The following is a 15,387-nucleotide window of genomic DNA, read 5'->3' as shown; positions in this document are numbered from 1 at the left end:
TCGCTGAATAAAATGTTCTGCCTGAAGCGCTTACGCCCTTATCGATCGCCTGTGGCAAATACGACAAGGGCTGTCAGGCAAGGGGCCTGGTCAATTGCGCTGATCACGCACCTGGCTTGAGCACGACCTTGGTCCAGCCTTCATCACGCGCGTCGAAATGCTTGTAGGCGTCAGGGCCTTCTTCAAGCTTCAGACGATGGGAAATGATCTGCGACGGCTTGGCGCGCCCGTGGTGGATCAGTTCGGCGAGGCGACGGTTGTAAGCCTTGACGTTGGCCTGGCCAGTGCGGATCTGCTGGCCCTTGAACCAGAACGAACCGAAGTCGAAGGCCATCTTGCCTTCCTTCGCGAGGTCGCTTTTGGCACCCGGATCCTGTGGCACGAAAACGCCCACGACACCGATGCCGCCAGTCGCCTTGGTCGAAGCAACCAGGTTGTTCATGGTGACGTGGTTGGCCTCGTGACCATGACGGTCGCAGCACTGATAACCGACGCACTCGCAGCCTCGGTCGGTGCCTTTGCCATCGGTCAGGTTGAGGATCTGATCCACTGCGCCCTGCTCGAGCGAGTTGATCGGCGTCGCGCCCATCTTCGCAGCGAGTGCCAGACGATCAGGATGATTGTCGACCACGAACACTTGCGAGGCGCCCTTGATCATCGCCGAGTGGGCAGCCATCAGGCCGACCGGGCCGGCGCCATAGATGGCAACGCTTTCGCCAGGCAGCAGACCGGCCAGCTCGGTGGCATGCCAACCGGTAGGAAAGATGTCCGAGAGCATGACGTAATCTTCTTCACGCTCGGCGGCATCTTCAGGCAACAACAGGCAGTTGAAGTCGGCATACGGCACGCGCAACAGTTCAGCCTGGCCGCCTTCATGATCGCCCATGTCGGCAAAACCGTAGGCCGCGCCCGCGCTGCCAGGGTTGGCGGTCAGGCAATAACCGGTCAGGCCCTTCTCACAGTTTTCGCAGAAACCGCAGCCAATGTTGAACGGCAGGCACACCCAGTCACCCACTTTGATGCGGTCGACGCCTGCACCGACTTCAATCACCTGGCCGAGATTCTCATGACCGAAAATGCGCCCGGTCTCGAAGGACGTGCGGCCTTCGTACATGTGCAGGTCCGAGCCACAGATATTGGTGGAGGTCACTCGGACAAGCGCATCTGTCGGCTTCTGAATCTTCGCATCCGGTACGTTTTTGACACTGACGTCACGCGGACCGCTATAGACGATGGCTTTCATGTTCGGAGTCTCCTCAGTAAAAAATTCGATAGGGCCTTTCAGGGCTCACCGAATATCTGTCACAACCAGAGGACGCCTGTTCAAAGCGATTGCCTTCGCACCTGACGAATGGTCATCAATGAGCGCGAGCCAGAGCTGTGCGTGCGCATCGATCCAGGGAAATAAGGTGAACCCAGGGCGCGATATTCGCCGCAAATAAAGGATTTGCATGCACGATCTTATGGTATACCATCAGACGAAATACAAAAGCACTTGCTCCGGGAGTCGTTCATGAGCTTTGAAATTCGCAAGATCGTCACGTACACCGAAGAAACCTTTATCGAGGGCGGCAAGGCTACCGACAAGCCGGTCACCATGATCGGGCTGGCCGCAGTGATCAAGAACCCCTGGCTGGGCCGTGGTTTCGTCGAGGATCTGAAACCGGAGATTCGTGCCAGCTGCTCCGCACTGGGCGAGCTGATGGTCAAACGCCTTACCGACGCGATTGGCGGCGCGGATAAAATCGAGGCCTACGGCAAGGCTGCCGTGGTCGGGGCGGAAGGCGAAATCGAACACGCTTCGGCAGTCATCCATACCCTGCGCTTTGGCAATCACTACCGTGAGGCAGTCAAGGCCAAGAGCTACCTGAGCTTCACCAACAAACGCGGCGGCCCGGGTACGTCGATCCAGATTCCGATGATGCACAAGGACGATGAAGGGTTGCGCTCGCACTACATCACCTTGGAAATGCACATCGAAGATTCGCCCCGTGCCGACGAAATCATCGTAGTCCTTGGTGCCGCCAATGGTGGACGCCTGCACCCGCGAATCGGCAATCGTTACATCGACCTGGAAGAGCTGGCTGCCGAACAGGCTCAGTAACTTGTGAAGGGCCCGTTGCCCGACCACCTTTGTCATCTGCGCAGGAGCGATCCATGATTCAGCTCACCGCTGAACACACCCCGGCGGGTACCAGCTATCTGGCTACCGGCCAAGGTCACCCCGTGGTGTTGATTCACGGGGTGGGCCTGAACAAGGAAATGTGGGGCGGCCAGATCGTCGGGCTGGCTGCGCATTACCAGGTCATCGCCTACGACATGCTCGGCCACGGTGCCAGCCCCCGCCCCGACCCGGACACGGGACTGCCGGGCTATGCCGAACAGTTGCACGAGTTACTGACGCATCTGCAACTGCCACAGGCGGCGGTCGTCGGTTTCTCGATGGGCGGCCTGGTGGCGCGTGCATTCGCGCTGGAGTTCCCCCAGCAGCTATCGGGGCTGGTAGTGCTTAACAGTGTCTTCAATCGCAGCGCGGAACAGCGTGCAAGCGTGATTGCGCGTACCAGTCAGGCTGCCGAGCATGGCCCGGACGCCAACGCTGGCGAAGCGCTGTCACGCTGGTTCAGCCGTGAGTATCAGGCAGCCAATCCGGCGCAGATTGCGGCCATTCGACACAACCTGGCCAGCAATGATCCGCAGGGTTACCTGACCACGTACAAGCTGTTCGCCACTCAGGATATGTACCGCGCCGACGATCTGGGCGATATTCGCGCACCGACGTTGATCGCCACGGGCGAACTCGATCCAGGATCGACGCCCGGAATGGCCAGGGAACTGGCTGCGCGCATCCCCGGTGCCGATGTCGCGATATTGCTCGATCAACGCCATATGATGCCGGTTGAATCGCCACGTCTGGTCAACCAGATGTTGCTCGGTTTCTTCGAAAAGATCGGCCTCGACAAACCGGCGTCCGGTCACCATTCGATCAAGGGGATTGTTGCATGAGCCTTACCCGCTTTCAGATGTGCATCGACGGCCAGTGGGTCGATGCGCTGTCCGGCAAGACTTTCGACAGCCTCGACCCGGCGCTGGCCGAACCCTGGGCGCAACTGCCGGATTCAGACGAAGCCGATGTCGAACGGGCGGTTCAGGCCGCCCAGAAAGCGTTCGAGGGTCAGGCCTGGCGTGGCCTTACTGCCACGGCACGCGGCAAGCTGCTGCGCAAGCTGGGCGACCTGATTGCCGAAAACAAAGAGCAACTGGCGCAGCTGGAAAGCCGCGACAACGGCAAACTGATTCGCGAGACTCGCGGCCAGGTCGGCTATCTGCCGGAGTTCTTTCATTACACCGCAGGGCTCGCTGACAAACTCGAAGGCGGCACCCTGCCCCTCGACAAGCCGGACCTGTTCGCCTACACCGTGCACGAACCGATGGGCGTGGTGGCCGGGATCATTCCCTGGAACAGCCCGCTGTACCTGACCGCCATCAAGCTGGCCCCGGCACTGGCGGCTGGTAACACCATCGTCCTCAAACCCTCGGAACACGCCTCGGCCACAGTGCTCGAGCTGGCGCGTCTGGCACTTGAAGCCGGTATTCCGCCTGGAGTGGTCAACGTCATCACCGGTTACGGCCCGACCACTGGCGCGGCCCTCACCCGGCACCCGCTGGTGCGCAAGATAGCCTTCACCGGTGGCGCGGCCACTGCGCGGCATGTGGTGCGCAGCAGTGCGGAGAACTTTGCCAAACTGTCGCTGGAACTGGGCGGCAAATCACCGAATATCATCTTCGCCGACGCCGATCTGGACAGCGCCATCAATGGCGCCGTCGCCGGCATCTATGCGGCGTCCGGGCAAAGCTGTGTTTCCGGCTCGCGACTGCTGGTGCAGGATGAAATCTATGACCAGTTCGTCGAACGCCTGGCCGAGCGCGCCAGCCGGATCCGCATAGGCAATCCGCAGGATGAAGACACCGAAATGGGCCCGATGGCCACCGCCCAGCAACTGGCCGTGGTAGAAGGCCTGGTGGCCGACGCGCTGGCCGAAGGTGCACGCCTGCGTCTGGGCGGCAAGCGTCCGGTACTGGACAGCAAAGGCTGGTTCTATGAACCTACGTTGTTCGAGTGCGACCACAATTCGATGAAGATCATGCAGGAAGAAGTGTTCGGCCCGGTCGCATCGGTGATTCGTTTCAAGGACGAAGCCGAGGCGCTGGCCATCGCCAACGACTCCCAGTTCGGTCTCGCCGCCGGAATCTGGACCCGCGACCTTGGCCGCGCGCACCGGCTGGCGCGGGATATTCGCTCAGGTATCATCTGGGTCAATACGTATCGAGCCGTGTCGGCCATGGCGCCTATCGGCGGTTTCAAAAATAGCGGCTACGGTCGCGAGAGCGGGATAGACTCCGTGCTGGCCTACACCGAGCTGAAAACGGTGTGGATCAACCTTTCGCAGGCGCCCATGCCTGATCCATTTGTCATGCGTTAAAGAGGCCGCTGCGATGATAGAACCCGGTATTTACAAAGAAGTCATGGCGTCATTCCCTTCGGGCGTGACGATCGTCACCACCCTGGACCCAGAGGGCAATCTGGTCGGAATCACCGCCAGCGCATTCAGTGCGCTGTCCATCGATCCGGCACTGGTGCTGTTCTGCCCCAACTATGCATCGGACACTTATCCGGTGTTGCGTGACAGCAAAAAGTTCGCGATTCACCTGCTGTCTGCCGATCAGCAGACAGAAGCCTATGCCTTCGCCAGCAAGGGCAAGGACAAGACCAAGGGCATCGAGTGGCAGTTGAGCGAGCTGGGCAACCCGCTGCTGAGCAACGCTACGGCGATCATCGAGTGTGAGCTGTGGCGCGAATACGACGGCGGCGATCACGCGATCATTGTCGGCGAGGTGAAAAACCTGATCCTGCCCGCGACACCGGTCACACCAATGGTCTATCACCGCGGCAAGATGGGCGCGCTGCCGGCCATCGTCTGAGGCTGCACAGGGCGGTTTTGGTGGTTGCAGGCATCGGCGTGATAAACTCGGCCGCGACCCGGGTTCATCCGTCCGGGCCATGCAGCAGCCCGCACAGTTTGCGGGCTGCCGACATGAGCGAGACTTTATTTCCAGTCACGTTTTTACTTTGACAGCCCCATTCCGAGCACACCCGATGAAACGCCTGCCTCTCGACGACACCTTCAAGGTCAACCGCAACCCCGTCACGCTGCGCGAGATCGTGCTGGACAAGCTGCGCAGCGCAATCATGAACTTTCAGCTGCTGCCGGGGGATCGTCTGGTCGAGCGTGATCTGTGTGACCGCCTCGGCGTGAGCCGTACCTCGGTGCGCGAAGCCCTGCGCCATCTGGAATCCGAAGGTCTGGTCGAGTTCGCCGATGCCAAGGGCCCGCGCGTTGCAATCATCACGCTGGCTGACGCGTGTGACATCTACGAACTGCGTTGCGTGCTGGAAGGCCTGATCGTTCAGCTGTTCACCCTGCGGGCCAAACCCAAGGACATTCGCGCACTGGAAAAAGCCCTGGAGGAAAATCGTCAGGCGCTCAAGGAAGGCGAGCTGCAGCAGGTGATCGACTCGGTACAGGGTTTTTACGATGTATTGCTGGAAGGCTCGGGCAACCATGTGGCCGCGACCCAGCTACGCCAGTTGCAGGCGCGCATCAGCTACCTGCGCGCCACCTCGGTATCCCAGGAAAACCGCCGCGGTGCCAGCAACAAGGAAATGGAGCTTATGGTCGAAGCCATCAAGAGCGGCGACCCGCTGGCCGCACACCAGGCATCGGTCGATCACGTACGCAACGCCGCACGCGTGGCGCTGGAATACCTCAAATCCAAACAGGACGAAGACAGCAAAGTCCGCGACATCGTCGCCCCCGTCGCCCTTAAAGAACCTCGCATAGGTCGCTGAAATGACCACGCCGCGCTTCTGCCCACAATGCGGTAGCGCTGATCTGGCTCAGCGTGTCCCGTCGGGCGATACGCACATGCGGCTGGTCTGTGGCGGCTGTCAGTACATTCACTACGTCAACCCGAAGATCATCGCGGGTTGCATCATCGAACAGGAAGGCAGGTACCTGCTCTGCCAGCGCGCCATCCCGCCGCGCCCAGGCACCTGGACACTGCCCGCCGGTTTCATGGAAAGCGGCGAAACCACCGAGCAGGCGGCGCTGCGTGAAGTCTGGGAAGAAACCGGTGTGCGCGCCGAGATCCTTTCGCCCTACTCCATTTTCAGCGTGCCGCGTATCAGCGAAGTCTACATCGTGTTCCGCGCCATCGCGCTGGAGGTCACCGGCCAGTTCGGCCCGGAAACCCTGGACTACAGATTCTTCGCTCCCGAAGACATCCCGTGGGACAGCATCTATTACCCCGCCATCCGCCAGATACTGGAACGCTATATCGAAGAGCGTCAGGCGGGTGTCTACGGCATTTATATCGGTAACGACGACACCGGCAAGGTGCACTTTATCCGCTGAAAGCAGTTAGCGAGCCGCAAACCAAGCAGTCCCAGGCGTGGCGGATTCTGCTTCTGACTCGAGCAACCGAACGCTTAAAACTGCCCCTCGACGATCACGATCTCGGCTTCCGAAGCGCCCTGCCTGTGGCTCATCGCATGCTGATACTCGGTCGACCGATAACAGGCCACCGCCTTTTCGTAGGATTCAAATTCGATAATCACCGTGCGTTGCGGCGTGTCACGCCCTTCCAGCGCCTCGGAACGCCCTCCGCGCGAGAGGAACCTGCCACCGAACAGCTCGAAAGCCGCAGGGGCGCGCTGGGTGTATTCGCTGTACTGCTGGGGGTCGGTCACATCAACGTGTGCAATCCAATAGGCTTTCATCGCGATCTCACTGTTTCATTGATAGGCAATCTGTGAAATATTCTGTCTTATGGTATACCACGATTCATCCACCCATAAAACCGGGAACTGACTATGGCGTTCGATCGCATCGAAGACATCATTGAAGACTACCGCCAGGGCAAGATGGTGTTGCTGGTCGACGATGAAGACCGGGAAAACGAAGGGGACTTGCTGCTGGCCGCCGACTGCTGTTCGTCACAGGCAATCAGCTTCATGGCCCGCGAGGCGCGCGGTCTGATCTGCCTGACGTTGACCGACGAACACTGTCAGCGTCTGGGCCTGGAACAGATGGTGCCCAGTAACGGCAGTGTATTCGCCACCGCGTTCACGGTGTCCATCGAAGCGACCACGGGGGTGACGACGGGCATCAGCGCGGCAGATCGTGCGCGTACCGTTCAGGCCGCCGTCAACCCGCAGGCAGTACCGGAAGATCTGGTGCAGCCGGGCCATATCTTTCCACTGCGCGCCCGTGACGGCGGCGTGCTGACCCGCGCCGGGCATACCGAAGCGGGCTGCGACCTGGCCCGGCTGGCCGGCTTCACGCCAGCGTCGGTCATCGTTGAAGTCATGAATGATGACGGCAGCATGGCCAGAAGACCCGACCTGGAAGTGTTCGCCAAAAAGCACGGCATTCGTATCGGCACCATCGCCGACCTGATCCATTACCGCCTGAGCACCGAACACACCATCGTCAGGATTGGCGAGCGCGAACTGCCGACCGTGCACGGCACCTTCCGTCTGTTCAGCTACGAAGACCGCATCGAAGGTGGCGTGCACATGGCTATGGTGATGGGCGACATCCGTCGCGACGCCCCCACACTGGTGCGCGTGCATGTTGTCGACCCGCTGCGTGACCTGGTGGGTGCCGAATACAACGGCCCTGCCAACTGGACGCTTTGGGCCGCCCTGCAACGTGTCGCGCAGGAAGGTCACGGTGTGGTGGTGGTGCTGGCCAATCACGAATCGTCCCAGGCGCTGCTGGAGCGCATTCCGCAGCTCACCCAGCCGCCCCGCCAATACACCCGCTCGCAATCACGCATTTATTCGGAGGTCGGTACGGGCGCACAGATCTTGCAGGACCTGGGCGTCGGCAAGCTACGCCACCTCGGCCCGCCACTGAAATACGCAGGGCTGACCGGCTACGATCTGGAAGTGATTGAAAGTATTCCGTTTCCCGGCTGACCAGACAAACGCTTGGCGCGCGAGCCTGATAATCCGTTGCCTGCAGCCACAGGCGCTGATCAGAAAACCCACCGTGAAGGCGTTTTGACAGGGCAAAACGCTTGCAGAAAGTTTGGAATACCATAATATGACATTCCATAAATACAAGATCTGGTCAGGCGCGCCCGGCAAGGGAAAGCACCAATAACAGCACCTGACCCGTACAAGGTTTCAAGGCCCATTGGACCTACTGCTCCCGATTACGCGGGCAAGAAAAGCCCGCTCAAAACACAACAAATGAGGGCGTAAAAATGGTGTTGAACAAACGTGCAACAGCAGTCCTGGCGGCCGGCGTGCTGGCTTTTTCGAGTGTCGCCGCCATTGCCGCCGAAAGCGTCAATTTCGTCAGTTGGGGCGGCTCCACGCAAGACTTCCAAAAGGAGGCCTGGGCGGCTCCATTCAGCAAGGCCAGCGGTATCACCGTCGTGCAGGACGGTCCTACCGACTACGGCAAACTCAAGGCCATGGTCGAAAGCGGTAACGTGCAGTGGGACGTTGTCGATGTCGAAGCCGACTTCGCCCTGCGCGCCGCCAGCGAAGGCCTGCTGGAGCCTCTGGACTTCACCACCATCAAACGCGACGAGATCGACAAACGCTTCGTGACTGACCACGGCGCCGGTTCGTTCTTCTTCTCCTTCGTGCTCGGCTACAACGAAAGCAAAGTCGGCGGCAAGGCGCCGGGTGACTGGGCCGCGATGTTCGACACCAAGACCTACCCGGGCAAACGCGCGCTTTACAAGTGGCCAAGCCCAGGCGTGCTGGAGCTGGCCCTGCTGGCCGATGGTGTAGCGCCCGACAAGCTTTACCCGCTGGACCTCGACCGCGCCTTCAAGAAACTCGACACCATCAAGAAGGACATTGTCTGGTGGGGCGGCGGTGCGCAGTCCCAGCAACTGCTGGCTTCCGGCGAAGTATCGATGGGGCAGATGTGGAACGGGCGGGTCTACGCCCTGCAACAGGATGGCGCCCCAGTGGGGGTGAGCTGGAAGCAGAACCTGGTCATGGCTGATTTTCTGGTCGTACCCAAGGGCGCAAAGAACAAGGACGCCGCGATGAAATTCATCGCCAACGCGACCAGCGCCAAAGGCCAGGCAGACTTCTCCAACCTCAGTGCCTATGCCCCGGTCAATACCCAGAGCGTTGCGCGCCTGGACTCTACGCTGGCACCTAATCTGCCGACCGCGCACGTTGCCGATCAAATCACTCTCGACTTCGCATACTGGGCCAAGAACGGCGCTGATATCGCGACACGGTGGAACGAATGGCTGGTCAAGTAAAAATGACAGCGGTTGCTCCTCGTCAATCCATGCCAGCCGGGGGTGCTTCCAGCACCGCTGGCGTGGCCAGCCAGAAGGCGCCGGGCATGCAGCCATCCCCTTCCCTCGCACAGCGCTGGCGCGGCAGCCGCAATCTGCTTCCGGCCCTGATCTTCCTCGGACTGTTCTTCTTCGCCCCGCTGATCGCCCTGCTGCTACGCGGCGTGCTCGAACCGGTGCCGGGCCTTGGCAACTATGAGCAACTGTTTGCCAACTCGGCCTACTCGCGGGTGCTGCTCAATACCTTTTCCGTAGCCGGTCTGGTGACGCTGTTCAGCCTGCTGCTGGGCTTCCCGCTTGCCTGGGTGATCACCCTGGTGCCACGCGGCTGGGGACGCTGGATTCTCAATATCGTGCTGTTGTCGATGTGGACCAGCCTGCTGGCCAGAACCTATTCCTGGCTGGTGCTGTTGCAGGCCTCCGGAGTCGTCAACAAGGCCTTGATGGCCATGGGCATCATCGATCAACCGCTGGAAATGGTGCACAACCTGACCGGTGTGGTGATCGGCATGAGCTACATCATGATTCCGTTCATCGTCCTGCCGTTGCAGGCGACCATGCAGGCCATCGATCCCATGGTGCTGCAGGCGGGTTCGATCTGCGGGGCCAGCCCTTGGAGCAATTTCTTCAGAGTGTTTCTGCCACTGTGCCGCCCGGGACTGTTTTCCGGAGGCCTGATGGTGTTTGTCATGTCGCTCGGTTACTACGTCACCCCGGCCCTGCTCGGTGGCGCGCAGAACATGATGCTGCCCGAATTCATCGTCCAGCAGGTGCAGTCGTTCCTCAACTGGGGGCTGGCCAGTGCCGCCGCTGCGTTGCTGGTGCTGATCACGCTGGTGCTGTTCTACTTCTACCTGAAGCTCCAGCCGGAATCACCGGTCGGCGCCAGTAACGCGAGGTAAACCGCCATGCTCCTGACACCCAATGCCATGAGCCCCGGCTTGCGTACGGGCCTGTACCTGACCACCGCCCTGATCGCGCTGTTCCTGTTGCTGCCGATCCTGTTCATCGTCCTGCTGTCGTTCGGTTCGTCGCAGTGGCTGGTGTTTCCGCCGCCGGGCTGGACGCTGAAGTGGTATCAGCAGTTTTTTTCCAACCCGGACTGGATGGCTGCGGCCATGTCCAGCTTCAAGGTCGCGATCCTGACCACCCTCGCCTCGGTGGCGCTGGGCCTGCCCACTGCGTTCGCACTGGTGCGCGGCCGGTTCCCGGGGCGTGACTTTCTGTATGGCGTATTCACACTGCCGATGATCGTGCCGCTGGTGATCATCGCAGTCGCGGTCTACGCGCTGTTTCTCAAGCTCGGTTACACCGGCACGCTGTTTTCCTTCGTCGTCAGCCATGTGATTGTCGCCTTGCCGTTCACCATCATCTCGATCATCAATTCGCTGAAGCTGTTCGATCAGTCCATCGAGGATGCCGCGGTCATCTGCGGTGCTTCTCGCTTGCAGGCCATCTACAAGGTGACCTTTCCCGGCATCCGCCCGGGCATGATGGCCGGTGCGCTGTTCGCGTTCCTGGTGTCGTGGGACGAAGTGGTGTTGAGCGTGATGATGGCCAGCCCGACCCTGCAAACCCTTCCCGTGAAAATGTGGACCACCCTGCGTCAGGACCTGACGCCGGTCATCGCCGTCGCCTCAACGCTGCTGATCGCCCTGTCGGTGCTGATCATGTTCATCGCCGCGACCCTGCGTCGCCGCAACGAAGCCAGGAGTACTTCATGAGTGCCGTGATCAAAGACCCCGCCCATCAGCAACAGAACACACTGGTCAGCCTGTGTAATCTGAACAAGCACTACGGAAATTTCGCCGCCGTCGACGACATTTCCCTGGACATCAAGGACGGTGAATTCCTGACCTTCCTGGGCTCCAGCGGCTCGGGAAAAAGCACTACGCTGTCGATGCTCGCCGGCTTCGAAACACCCAGCTCGGGCGAGATTCTGGTGGGCGGCAAATCGCTGGTGAATGTGCCGCCGCACAAACGTGACATCGGCATGGTGTTCCAGCGCTACTCGCTGTTCCCGCACCTGTCGGTACGCGACAACATTGCCTTCCCGCTGGCGATCCGCAAATTGCCTGCGGCCGAGCGCGAGAAGAAAGTCGATGCGATGCTCAAGCTGGTTCAGCTGGAAGCCTTCGCTCATCGTCGCCCGTCGCAACTGTCAGGCGGCCAGCAGCAGCGGGTTGCCATCGCCAGGGCACTGGTTTACGAGCCGCGCATCCTGCTGATGGACGAGCCGCTGGGCGCACTGGACAAGAAACTGCGCGAAGACCTGCAGGACGAACTGCGCCAGTTGCATCGCCGACTGGGCATCACCATCGTCTACGTGACCCACGACCAGGAAGAAGCCATGCGCCTGTCACAGCGCATCGCCATCTTCAGCCATGGCAAGATCGTCGGTCTGGGCTCGGGCTATGACCTGTATCAGGACCCGCCGAATGCCTTCGTCGCCTCGTTTCTCGGCAACTCGAACTTCCTCAGGCTCAAGGCCCAGGGCAATGCCGTGGCGACGTTCGAAGGCAGCACACTGGCGATTCGCCTGACCGCAGGGCTGAAGACCGATCAGGACGTGCTGCTGATGGTGCGCCCGGAGAAAGCCCAGGCACTGAGCGTGTCCCAGGCAGCGGCCATGCCGCTCGAAGCAGGCTGGAACGAGGTCAACGCCACGGTCCATGAAGTGCTTTTCCTCGGCGAGAGCCAGACGTGCTCGGTGGTGACTGCAGGAGGCACTGCCATGACCGTCAAAGCGCTTTCCGCGAACGGCATGTCGCTCAAGGCGGGCGACCCGGTGCGCGTGCGCTGGGCCGCTGCCGACGCCTGCATCTACACCGAGTGGACCGACAGCGACCTGAACAAGGCAGCTGGCACCCACTGACGGCGCATTGCGTGCCTCAGTGGTTGACGGGCGAAGGATGCAGGGCAAGGTAGTCGCGCAGAAACTCCACCGTGACGCGGACCTTGGCCGAACTCATCAGCGGTGATGTATGCACCGCCCAGATGTCTGCATCCTGACGGTAATCCGGCAACACCTGAACCAGCCGGCCCTCGGCCAGGTCAGTGCGCACATCCCACAGCGAACGCAGTAACACCCCGCGCCCGTCCAGGCACCACTGGCGGGCGATTTCGCCGTGGTTGGTGGACAGGCTGCCGGTCACCTTGACGGTTTCGGCACCCTGCGGCCCGTTGAGGTGCCAGATGCCGAACGGCCGGTCGCGCTCCTTGATCACCAGGCAATCATGATTGGCCAGCTCGCCAAGATTAAGCGGCGTGCCATGACGGTTGAGGTAGACGGGGCTCGCGCACAGAACACGCCAGTTGCTGGCCAGATGCCTGGCGCGCAGCTGCGGGGCGATTTCGTTGCCGACGCGGATATCCAGATCGACGCCCTCCTCGACCAGATCGACCAGCCGGTCCTGAATGTCCAGACGGATATCCAGCTTCGGATAACGCGCGGCCAGCTCCGACAACGCAGGCGCGACGAAACGCCGGCCAAAGCCCTGGCTGCTGACGACCCGCAACAAGCCACTCGGCTCGCCATGCAGGGCAGCCACTTCGTCGCCCATCTGCTGCACTGAATCAAGCATGCCTCTGGCCCACTCGTAGACGCGCTCGCCATCTTCGGTAATCGACACCTGCCGGGTCGAGCGGTGCAGCAACACCACACCCATGCCCTGCTCCAGCAAACGGATGCGCTTGCTGACATAGGCAGCGGACATGCCCAGCTCGTCCGCAGCCCCGACGAAACTTGAACGCCGGGCCACATGAACGAACACATTCAAATCATCGAGGCTGGGGTATTTATTCACGATTCGTGTTTTCTCAGTCCATTAATCAGCTGATTATCTTTATATCGTGCGCTTATAGCATGGATGGCCTGTGCAACTCATTCATCGCCCATCCGTAATGGATGGATTCATAGAGAGCGCCGCCATGAACAACAAGAAACTGCATATTGCTGCCATCGCTGGTGACGGCATCGGCCTGGAAGTGCTACCTGAAGGTGTACGCGTGGTGCAGGCCGCCGCCGCACGGCACGGGCTGGAACTGGAGTTCGAATACTTCGAATGGGCCAGCTGCGATTACTACCTGAAACACGGCAAGATGATGCCGGACGACTGGTTCGAACAGCTCAAAGGCTTTGACTCGATCTTCTTCGGCGCCGTCGGCTGGCCGGAAAAGGTCCCGGATCACATCTCGCTGTGGGGCTCGCTGCTCAAGTTTCGCCGCGAATTCGACCAGTACGCGAATATCCGTCCGGTGCGGCTGTTTCCCGGCGTCCCCTGCCCGCTGGCCAATCGCGAACCGGGCGACATCGACTTTGTCGTGGTCCGGGAAAACACCGAAGGTGAATACTCGTCGCTGGGCGGGATCATGTTCGAAAACACCGAAAACGAATTCGTGTTGCAGGAATCGGTGTTCACCCGTCGTGGTGTCGACCGCATTCTCAAGTTCGCCTTCGAGATGGCCAGCAAACGCGAGCGCAAGCACGTGACCTCGGCGACCAAATCCAATGGCATGGCCATCAGCATGCCGTACTGGGACAAGCGCACCGAAGCGATGGCCAGCCAGTACCCCGGCATCAGCTGGGACAAGCAACACATCGACATTCTCTGCGCCCGTTTCGTGCTGCAACCCGAACGCTTCGACGTGGTAGTGGCGTCCAATCTGTTCGGCGACATCCTCAGCGACCTCGGCCCGGCCTGCGCAGGCACCATCGGCATTGCGCCGTCAGCCAACCTCAATCCCGAGCGCCACTTCCCGTCGCTGTTCGAACCGGTTCACGGCTCGGCCCCGGACATTTTCGGCAAGAATATCGCCAACCCGATCGCCATGATCTGGTCAGGTGCGCTCATGCTCGAATTCCTCGGCCAGGGCGATCAACGTTTCACCGCGGCCCACGACGAGATCATCACCGCTATCGAGCAAGTGATCGCCAGCGGCGATGTCACGCCGGATCTAGGCGGCACGCTTTCGACTCAGCAAGTCGGTGCGGCGATTGCCGAGCGGGTTTCTGCGGTCCGTTAAGTGTTTTACTCAACGTTCGCTGGCTCGCTGCGCTGCTCCAGCAACTCGACAAAGCGAGTCAGGCTGCGCGACACCGTGCCGCGTCGCCAGATCAGCCAGGTGTGCAGATAGCGAAACTTCTCGGACAGAGGCCAGATACTGACCGTGGCGCAACCGGGCATGCTTTCCAGCATGCTGCGCGGCATCAGCGCCAGCCCGGCACCGGCGCTGACGCAGGCGAGCATGCCGTGGTAGGACTCCATTTCGTGGATCTTGCCCGGCACTGCCGCGTCTTCGGTGAACCAGCGTTCAAAGTGATGGCGGTACGAGCAGTTGGCACGAAACGCATAGATACTCTCTCCGCTGACATCGCGCCCGCGCTTGACCGGTGCATGATTGAGCGGCGCGATGATGACCATTTCTTCTTCGAAGACCGGCACGCCCTCGAGCGATGGATGCTGCACCGGGCCGTCGACGAAGGCAGCGACCAGTCGACCGGCCAGCACGCCGTCGATCATGGTTCCGGACGGGCCGGTGGAAAGGTCCAGCTCGACCTTGGCGTTCTGCTGGTTGTAGGCGGCCAGCAGCGCAGGAATTCTGACCGCAGCCGTGCTTTCCAGCGATCCCAAGGCAAAAGGTCCCTGTGGCTCCTCGCCGGAAACGGCCGAGCGCGCTTCCTGCACCAGATCCAGGATACGTCGCGTGTAGTCGAGAAAATTCCAGCCGGCGGGAGACAGGCGCAAGCGGTGCTTCTCGCGAATGAACAGGTCGACGCCCAGGTCCTGCTCCAGTTGCTTGATGCGCGTGGTCAGGTTCGAGGGCACTCGATGGATGTGCTGAGCGGCGACGCTGATGCTGCCGTGTTCAGCCACCGCCTTGAAGATCTCCAGCTGAACCAGATCCATATCATTCTCCAAAAATGAACGTTACGATCATTATTATTCAGTTTTAGAAAGCATTGCACGCCTATATTCTGGTGCCACT

General features: G+C 60.6%; 16 protein-coding genes. 12 read left to right on the top strand and 4 right to left on the bottom strand.

The genetic code is table 11. The features are described from left to right. Positions 1 to 103: 103 nt before the first annotated feature. Positions 104 to 1,243, bottom strand: coding sequence for a glutathione-independent formaldehyde dehydrogenase (locus tag BLR20_RS03035; protein WP_003405501.1), 1,140 nt, complete (start codon positions 1,241 to 1,243; stop codon positions 104 to 106). A 270-nt stretch (positions 1,244 to 1,513) separates the two neighbouring features. Between BLR20_RS03035 and BLR20_RS03030 the strand changes: the two genes are divergently transcribed. The 6 genes from BLR20_RS03030 (at position 1,514) to BLR20_RS03005 (ending at position 6,476) form a co-directional block, all read left to right on the top strand. Next, entirely contained in the window at positions 1,514 to 2,104 is a 591-nt protein-coding gene (locus BLR20_RS03030; protein WP_032613966.1) for an amino acid synthesis family protein, read from the top strand. 53 nt (positions 2,105 to 2,157) lie between these two features. Further along, positions 2,158 to 3,006, top strand: coding sequence for an alpha/beta fold hydrolase (locus BLR20_RS03025; protein WP_054992863.1), 849 nt, complete (start codon positions 2,158 to 2,160; stop codon positions 3,004 to 3,006). Beyond that, on the top strand, positions 3,003 to 4,484 hold the full coding sequence (locus BLR20_RS03020) for an aldehyde dehydrogenase (RefSeq protein ID WP_054992864.1): 1,482 nt from the start codon (positions 3,003 to 3,005) through the stop codon (positions 4,482 to 4,484). Before BLR20_RS03025 ends, BLR20_RS03020 begins: the two co-directional genes overlap by 4 nt. A 13-nt stretch (positions 4,485 to 4,497) precedes the next feature. Further along, entirely contained in the window at positions 4,498 to 4,983 is a 486-nt protein-coding gene (locus BLR20_RS03015) for a flavin reductase family protein (protein ID WP_010429960.1), read from the top strand. Between the two features lie 175 nt (positions 4,984 to 5,158). Further along, positions 5,159 to 5,911: a GntR family transcriptional regulator gene (locus BLR20_RS03010; protein WP_003410157.1), complete on the top strand. Its 753-nt coding sequence runs from the start codon at positions 5,159 to 5,161 to the stop codon at positions 5,909 to 5,911. 1 nt (position 5,912) lies between these two features. Further along, positions 5,913 to 6,476, top strand: coding sequence for an NUDIX hydrolase (locus BLR20_RS03005; RefSeq protein ID WP_010429958.1), 564 nt, complete (start codon positions 5,913 to 5,915; stop codon positions 6,474 to 6,476). A 74-nt stretch (positions 6,477 to 6,550) separates the two neighbouring features. On the opposite strand, the gene BLR20_RS03000 is transcribed toward BLR20_RS03005, so the two are convergent. Continuing rightward, entirely contained in the window at positions 6,551 to 6,841 is a 291-nt protein-coding gene (locus BLR20_RS03000; protein ID WP_054992865.1) for a DUF1330 domain-containing protein, read from the bottom strand. Positions 6,842 to 6,934: 93 nt separating this feature from the next. Between BLR20_RS03000 and ribBA the strand changes: the two genes are divergently transcribed. From ribBA to BLR20_RS02975, 5 genes are all read left to right on the top strand, one after another. After that, a complete protein-coding gene (gene ribBA, locus BLR20_RS02995) occupies positions 6,935 to 8,044 on the top strand; it encodes a bifunctional 3,4-dihydroxy-2-butanone-4-phosphate synthase/GTP cyclohydrolase II (RefSeq protein WP_054992866.1) in 1,110 nt (369 codons plus the stop codon). Positions 8,045 to 8,334: 290 nt separating this feature from the next. Continuing rightward, positions 8,335 to 9,360 carry an ABC transporter substrate-binding protein gene (locus BLR20_RS02990; protein ID WP_003317999.1) on the top strand — a complete coding sequence of 342 codons (1,026 nt, stop codon included), beginning with the start codon at positions 8,335 to 8,337 and terminating at the stop codon, positions 9,358 to 9,360. Next, a complete protein-coding gene (locus BLR20_RS02985) occupies positions 9,345 to 10,301 on the top strand; it encodes an ABC transporter permease (protein ID WP_074594376.1) in 957 nt (318 codons plus the stop codon). Before BLR20_RS02990 ends, BLR20_RS02985 begins: the two co-directional genes overlap by 16 nt. Positions 10,302 to 10,307: 6 nt before the next feature. Next, positions 10,308 to 11,123, top strand: coding sequence for an ABC transporter permease (locus BLR20_RS02980; RefSeq protein ID WP_003405538.1), 816 nt, complete (start codon positions 10,308 to 10,310; stop codon positions 11,121 to 11,123). Next, complete coding sequence (locus tag BLR20_RS02975) at positions 11,120 to 12,274, top strand: ABC transporter ATP-binding protein (protein ID WP_054992868.1); 1,155 nt, start codon at positions 11,120 to 11,122, stop codon at positions 12,272 to 12,274. Before BLR20_RS02980 ends, BLR20_RS02975 begins: the two co-directional genes overlap by 4 nt. A 16-nt stretch (positions 12,275 to 12,290) precedes the next feature. Here BLR20_RS02975 and BLR20_RS02970 read toward each other — a convergent pair whose 3' ends face one another. Next, entirely contained in the window at positions 12,291 to 13,205 is a 915-nt protein-coding gene (locus BLR20_RS02970) for a LysR substrate-binding domain-containing protein (RefSeq protein ID WP_054992869.1), read from the bottom strand. Positions 13,206 to 13,329: 124 nt separating this feature from the next. Between BLR20_RS02970 and BLR20_RS02965 the strand changes: the two genes are divergently transcribed. After that, positions 13,330 to 14,424, top strand: coding sequence for a tartrate dehydrogenase (locus BLR20_RS02965; protein ID WP_054992870.1), 1,095 nt, complete (start codon positions 13,330 to 13,332; stop codon positions 14,422 to 14,424). 5 nt (positions 14,425 to 14,429) lie between these two features. Here BLR20_RS02965 and ptrR read toward each other — a convergent pair whose 3' ends face one another. Beyond that, the gene (gene ptrR, locus BLR20_RS02960) at positions 14,430 to 15,308 is read right to left on the bottom strand and encodes a putrescine utilization regulator PtrR (RefSeq protein ID WP_032613950.1); all 879 of its coding nucleotides are present in this window, start codon (positions 15,306 to 15,308) and stop codon (positions 14,430 to 14,432) included. Between the last annotated feature and the right edge of the window lie 79 nt (positions 15,309 to 15,387).

Source organism: Pseudomonas congelans (genome assembly GCF_900103225.1).
Classification (GTDB): Bacteria; Pseudomonadota; Gammaproteobacteria; order Pseudomonadales; family Pseudomonadaceae; genus Aquipseudomonas; species Aquipseudomonas congelans.
Note: the sequence above shows the minus strand (reverse complement) of the source record. Positions and strands in the feature narration are given on the sequence as shown.

Coding starts and splice junctions, on each gene's coding strand:
- BLR20_RS02965 (WP_054992870.1), top strand. CDS start 13,330: ATGAACAACAAGAAACTGCATATTGCTGCCATCGCTGGTGACGGCATC.
- BLR20_RS03035 (WP_003405501.1), bottom strand. CDS start 1,243: ATGAAAGCCATCGTCTATAGCGGTCCGCGTGACGTCAGTGTCAAAAAC.
- BLR20_RS03020 (WP_054992864.1), top strand. CDS start 3,003: ATGAGCCTTACCCGCTTTCAGATGTGCATCGACGGCCAGTGGGTCGAT.
- BLR20_RS03010 (WP_003410157.1), top strand. CDS start 5,159: ATGAAACGCCTGCCTCTCGACGACACCTTCAAGGTCAACCGCAACCCC.
- BLR20_RS03015 (WP_010429960.1), top strand. CDS start 4,498: ATGATAGAACCCGGTATTTACAAAGAAGTCATGGCGTCATTCCCTTCG.
- BLR20_RS02980 (WP_003405538.1), top strand. CDS start 10,308: ATGCTCCTGACACCCAATGCCATGAGCCCCGGCTTGCGTACGGGCCTG.
- BLR20_RS02975 (WP_054992868.1), top strand. CDS start 11,120: ATGAGTGCCGTGATCAAAGACCCCGCCCATCAGCAACAGAACACACTG.
- BLR20_RS03005 (WP_010429958.1), top strand. CDS start 5,913: ATGACCACGCCGCGCTTCTGCCCACAATGCGGTAGCGCTGATCTGGCT.
- BLR20_RS03030 (WP_032613966.1), top strand. CDS start 1,514: ATGAGCTTTGAAATTCGCAAGATCGTCACGTACACCGAAGAAACCTTT.
- BLR20_RS03025 (WP_054992863.1), top strand. CDS start 2,158: ATGATTCAGCTCACCGCTGAACACACCCCGGCGGGTACCAGCTATCTG.
- BLR20_RS02985 (WP_074594376.1), top strand. CDS start 9,345: ATGGCTGGTCAAGTAAAAATGACAGCGGTTGCTCCTCGTCAATCCATG.
- ptrR (WP_032613950.1), bottom strand. CDS start 15,308: ATGGATCTGGTTCAGCTGGAGATCTTCAAGGCGGTGGCTGAACACGGC.
- BLR20_RS03000 (WP_054992865.1), bottom strand. CDS start 6,841: ATGAAAGCCTATTGGATTGCACACGTTGATGTGACCGACCCCCAGCAG.
- BLR20_RS02990 (WP_003317999.1), top strand. CDS start 8,335: ATGGTGTTGAACAAACGTGCAACAGCAGTCCTGGCGGCCGGCGTGCTG.
- ribBA (WP_054992866.1), top strand. CDS start 6,935: ATGGCGTTCGATCGCATCGAAGACATCATTGAAGACTACCGCCAGGGC.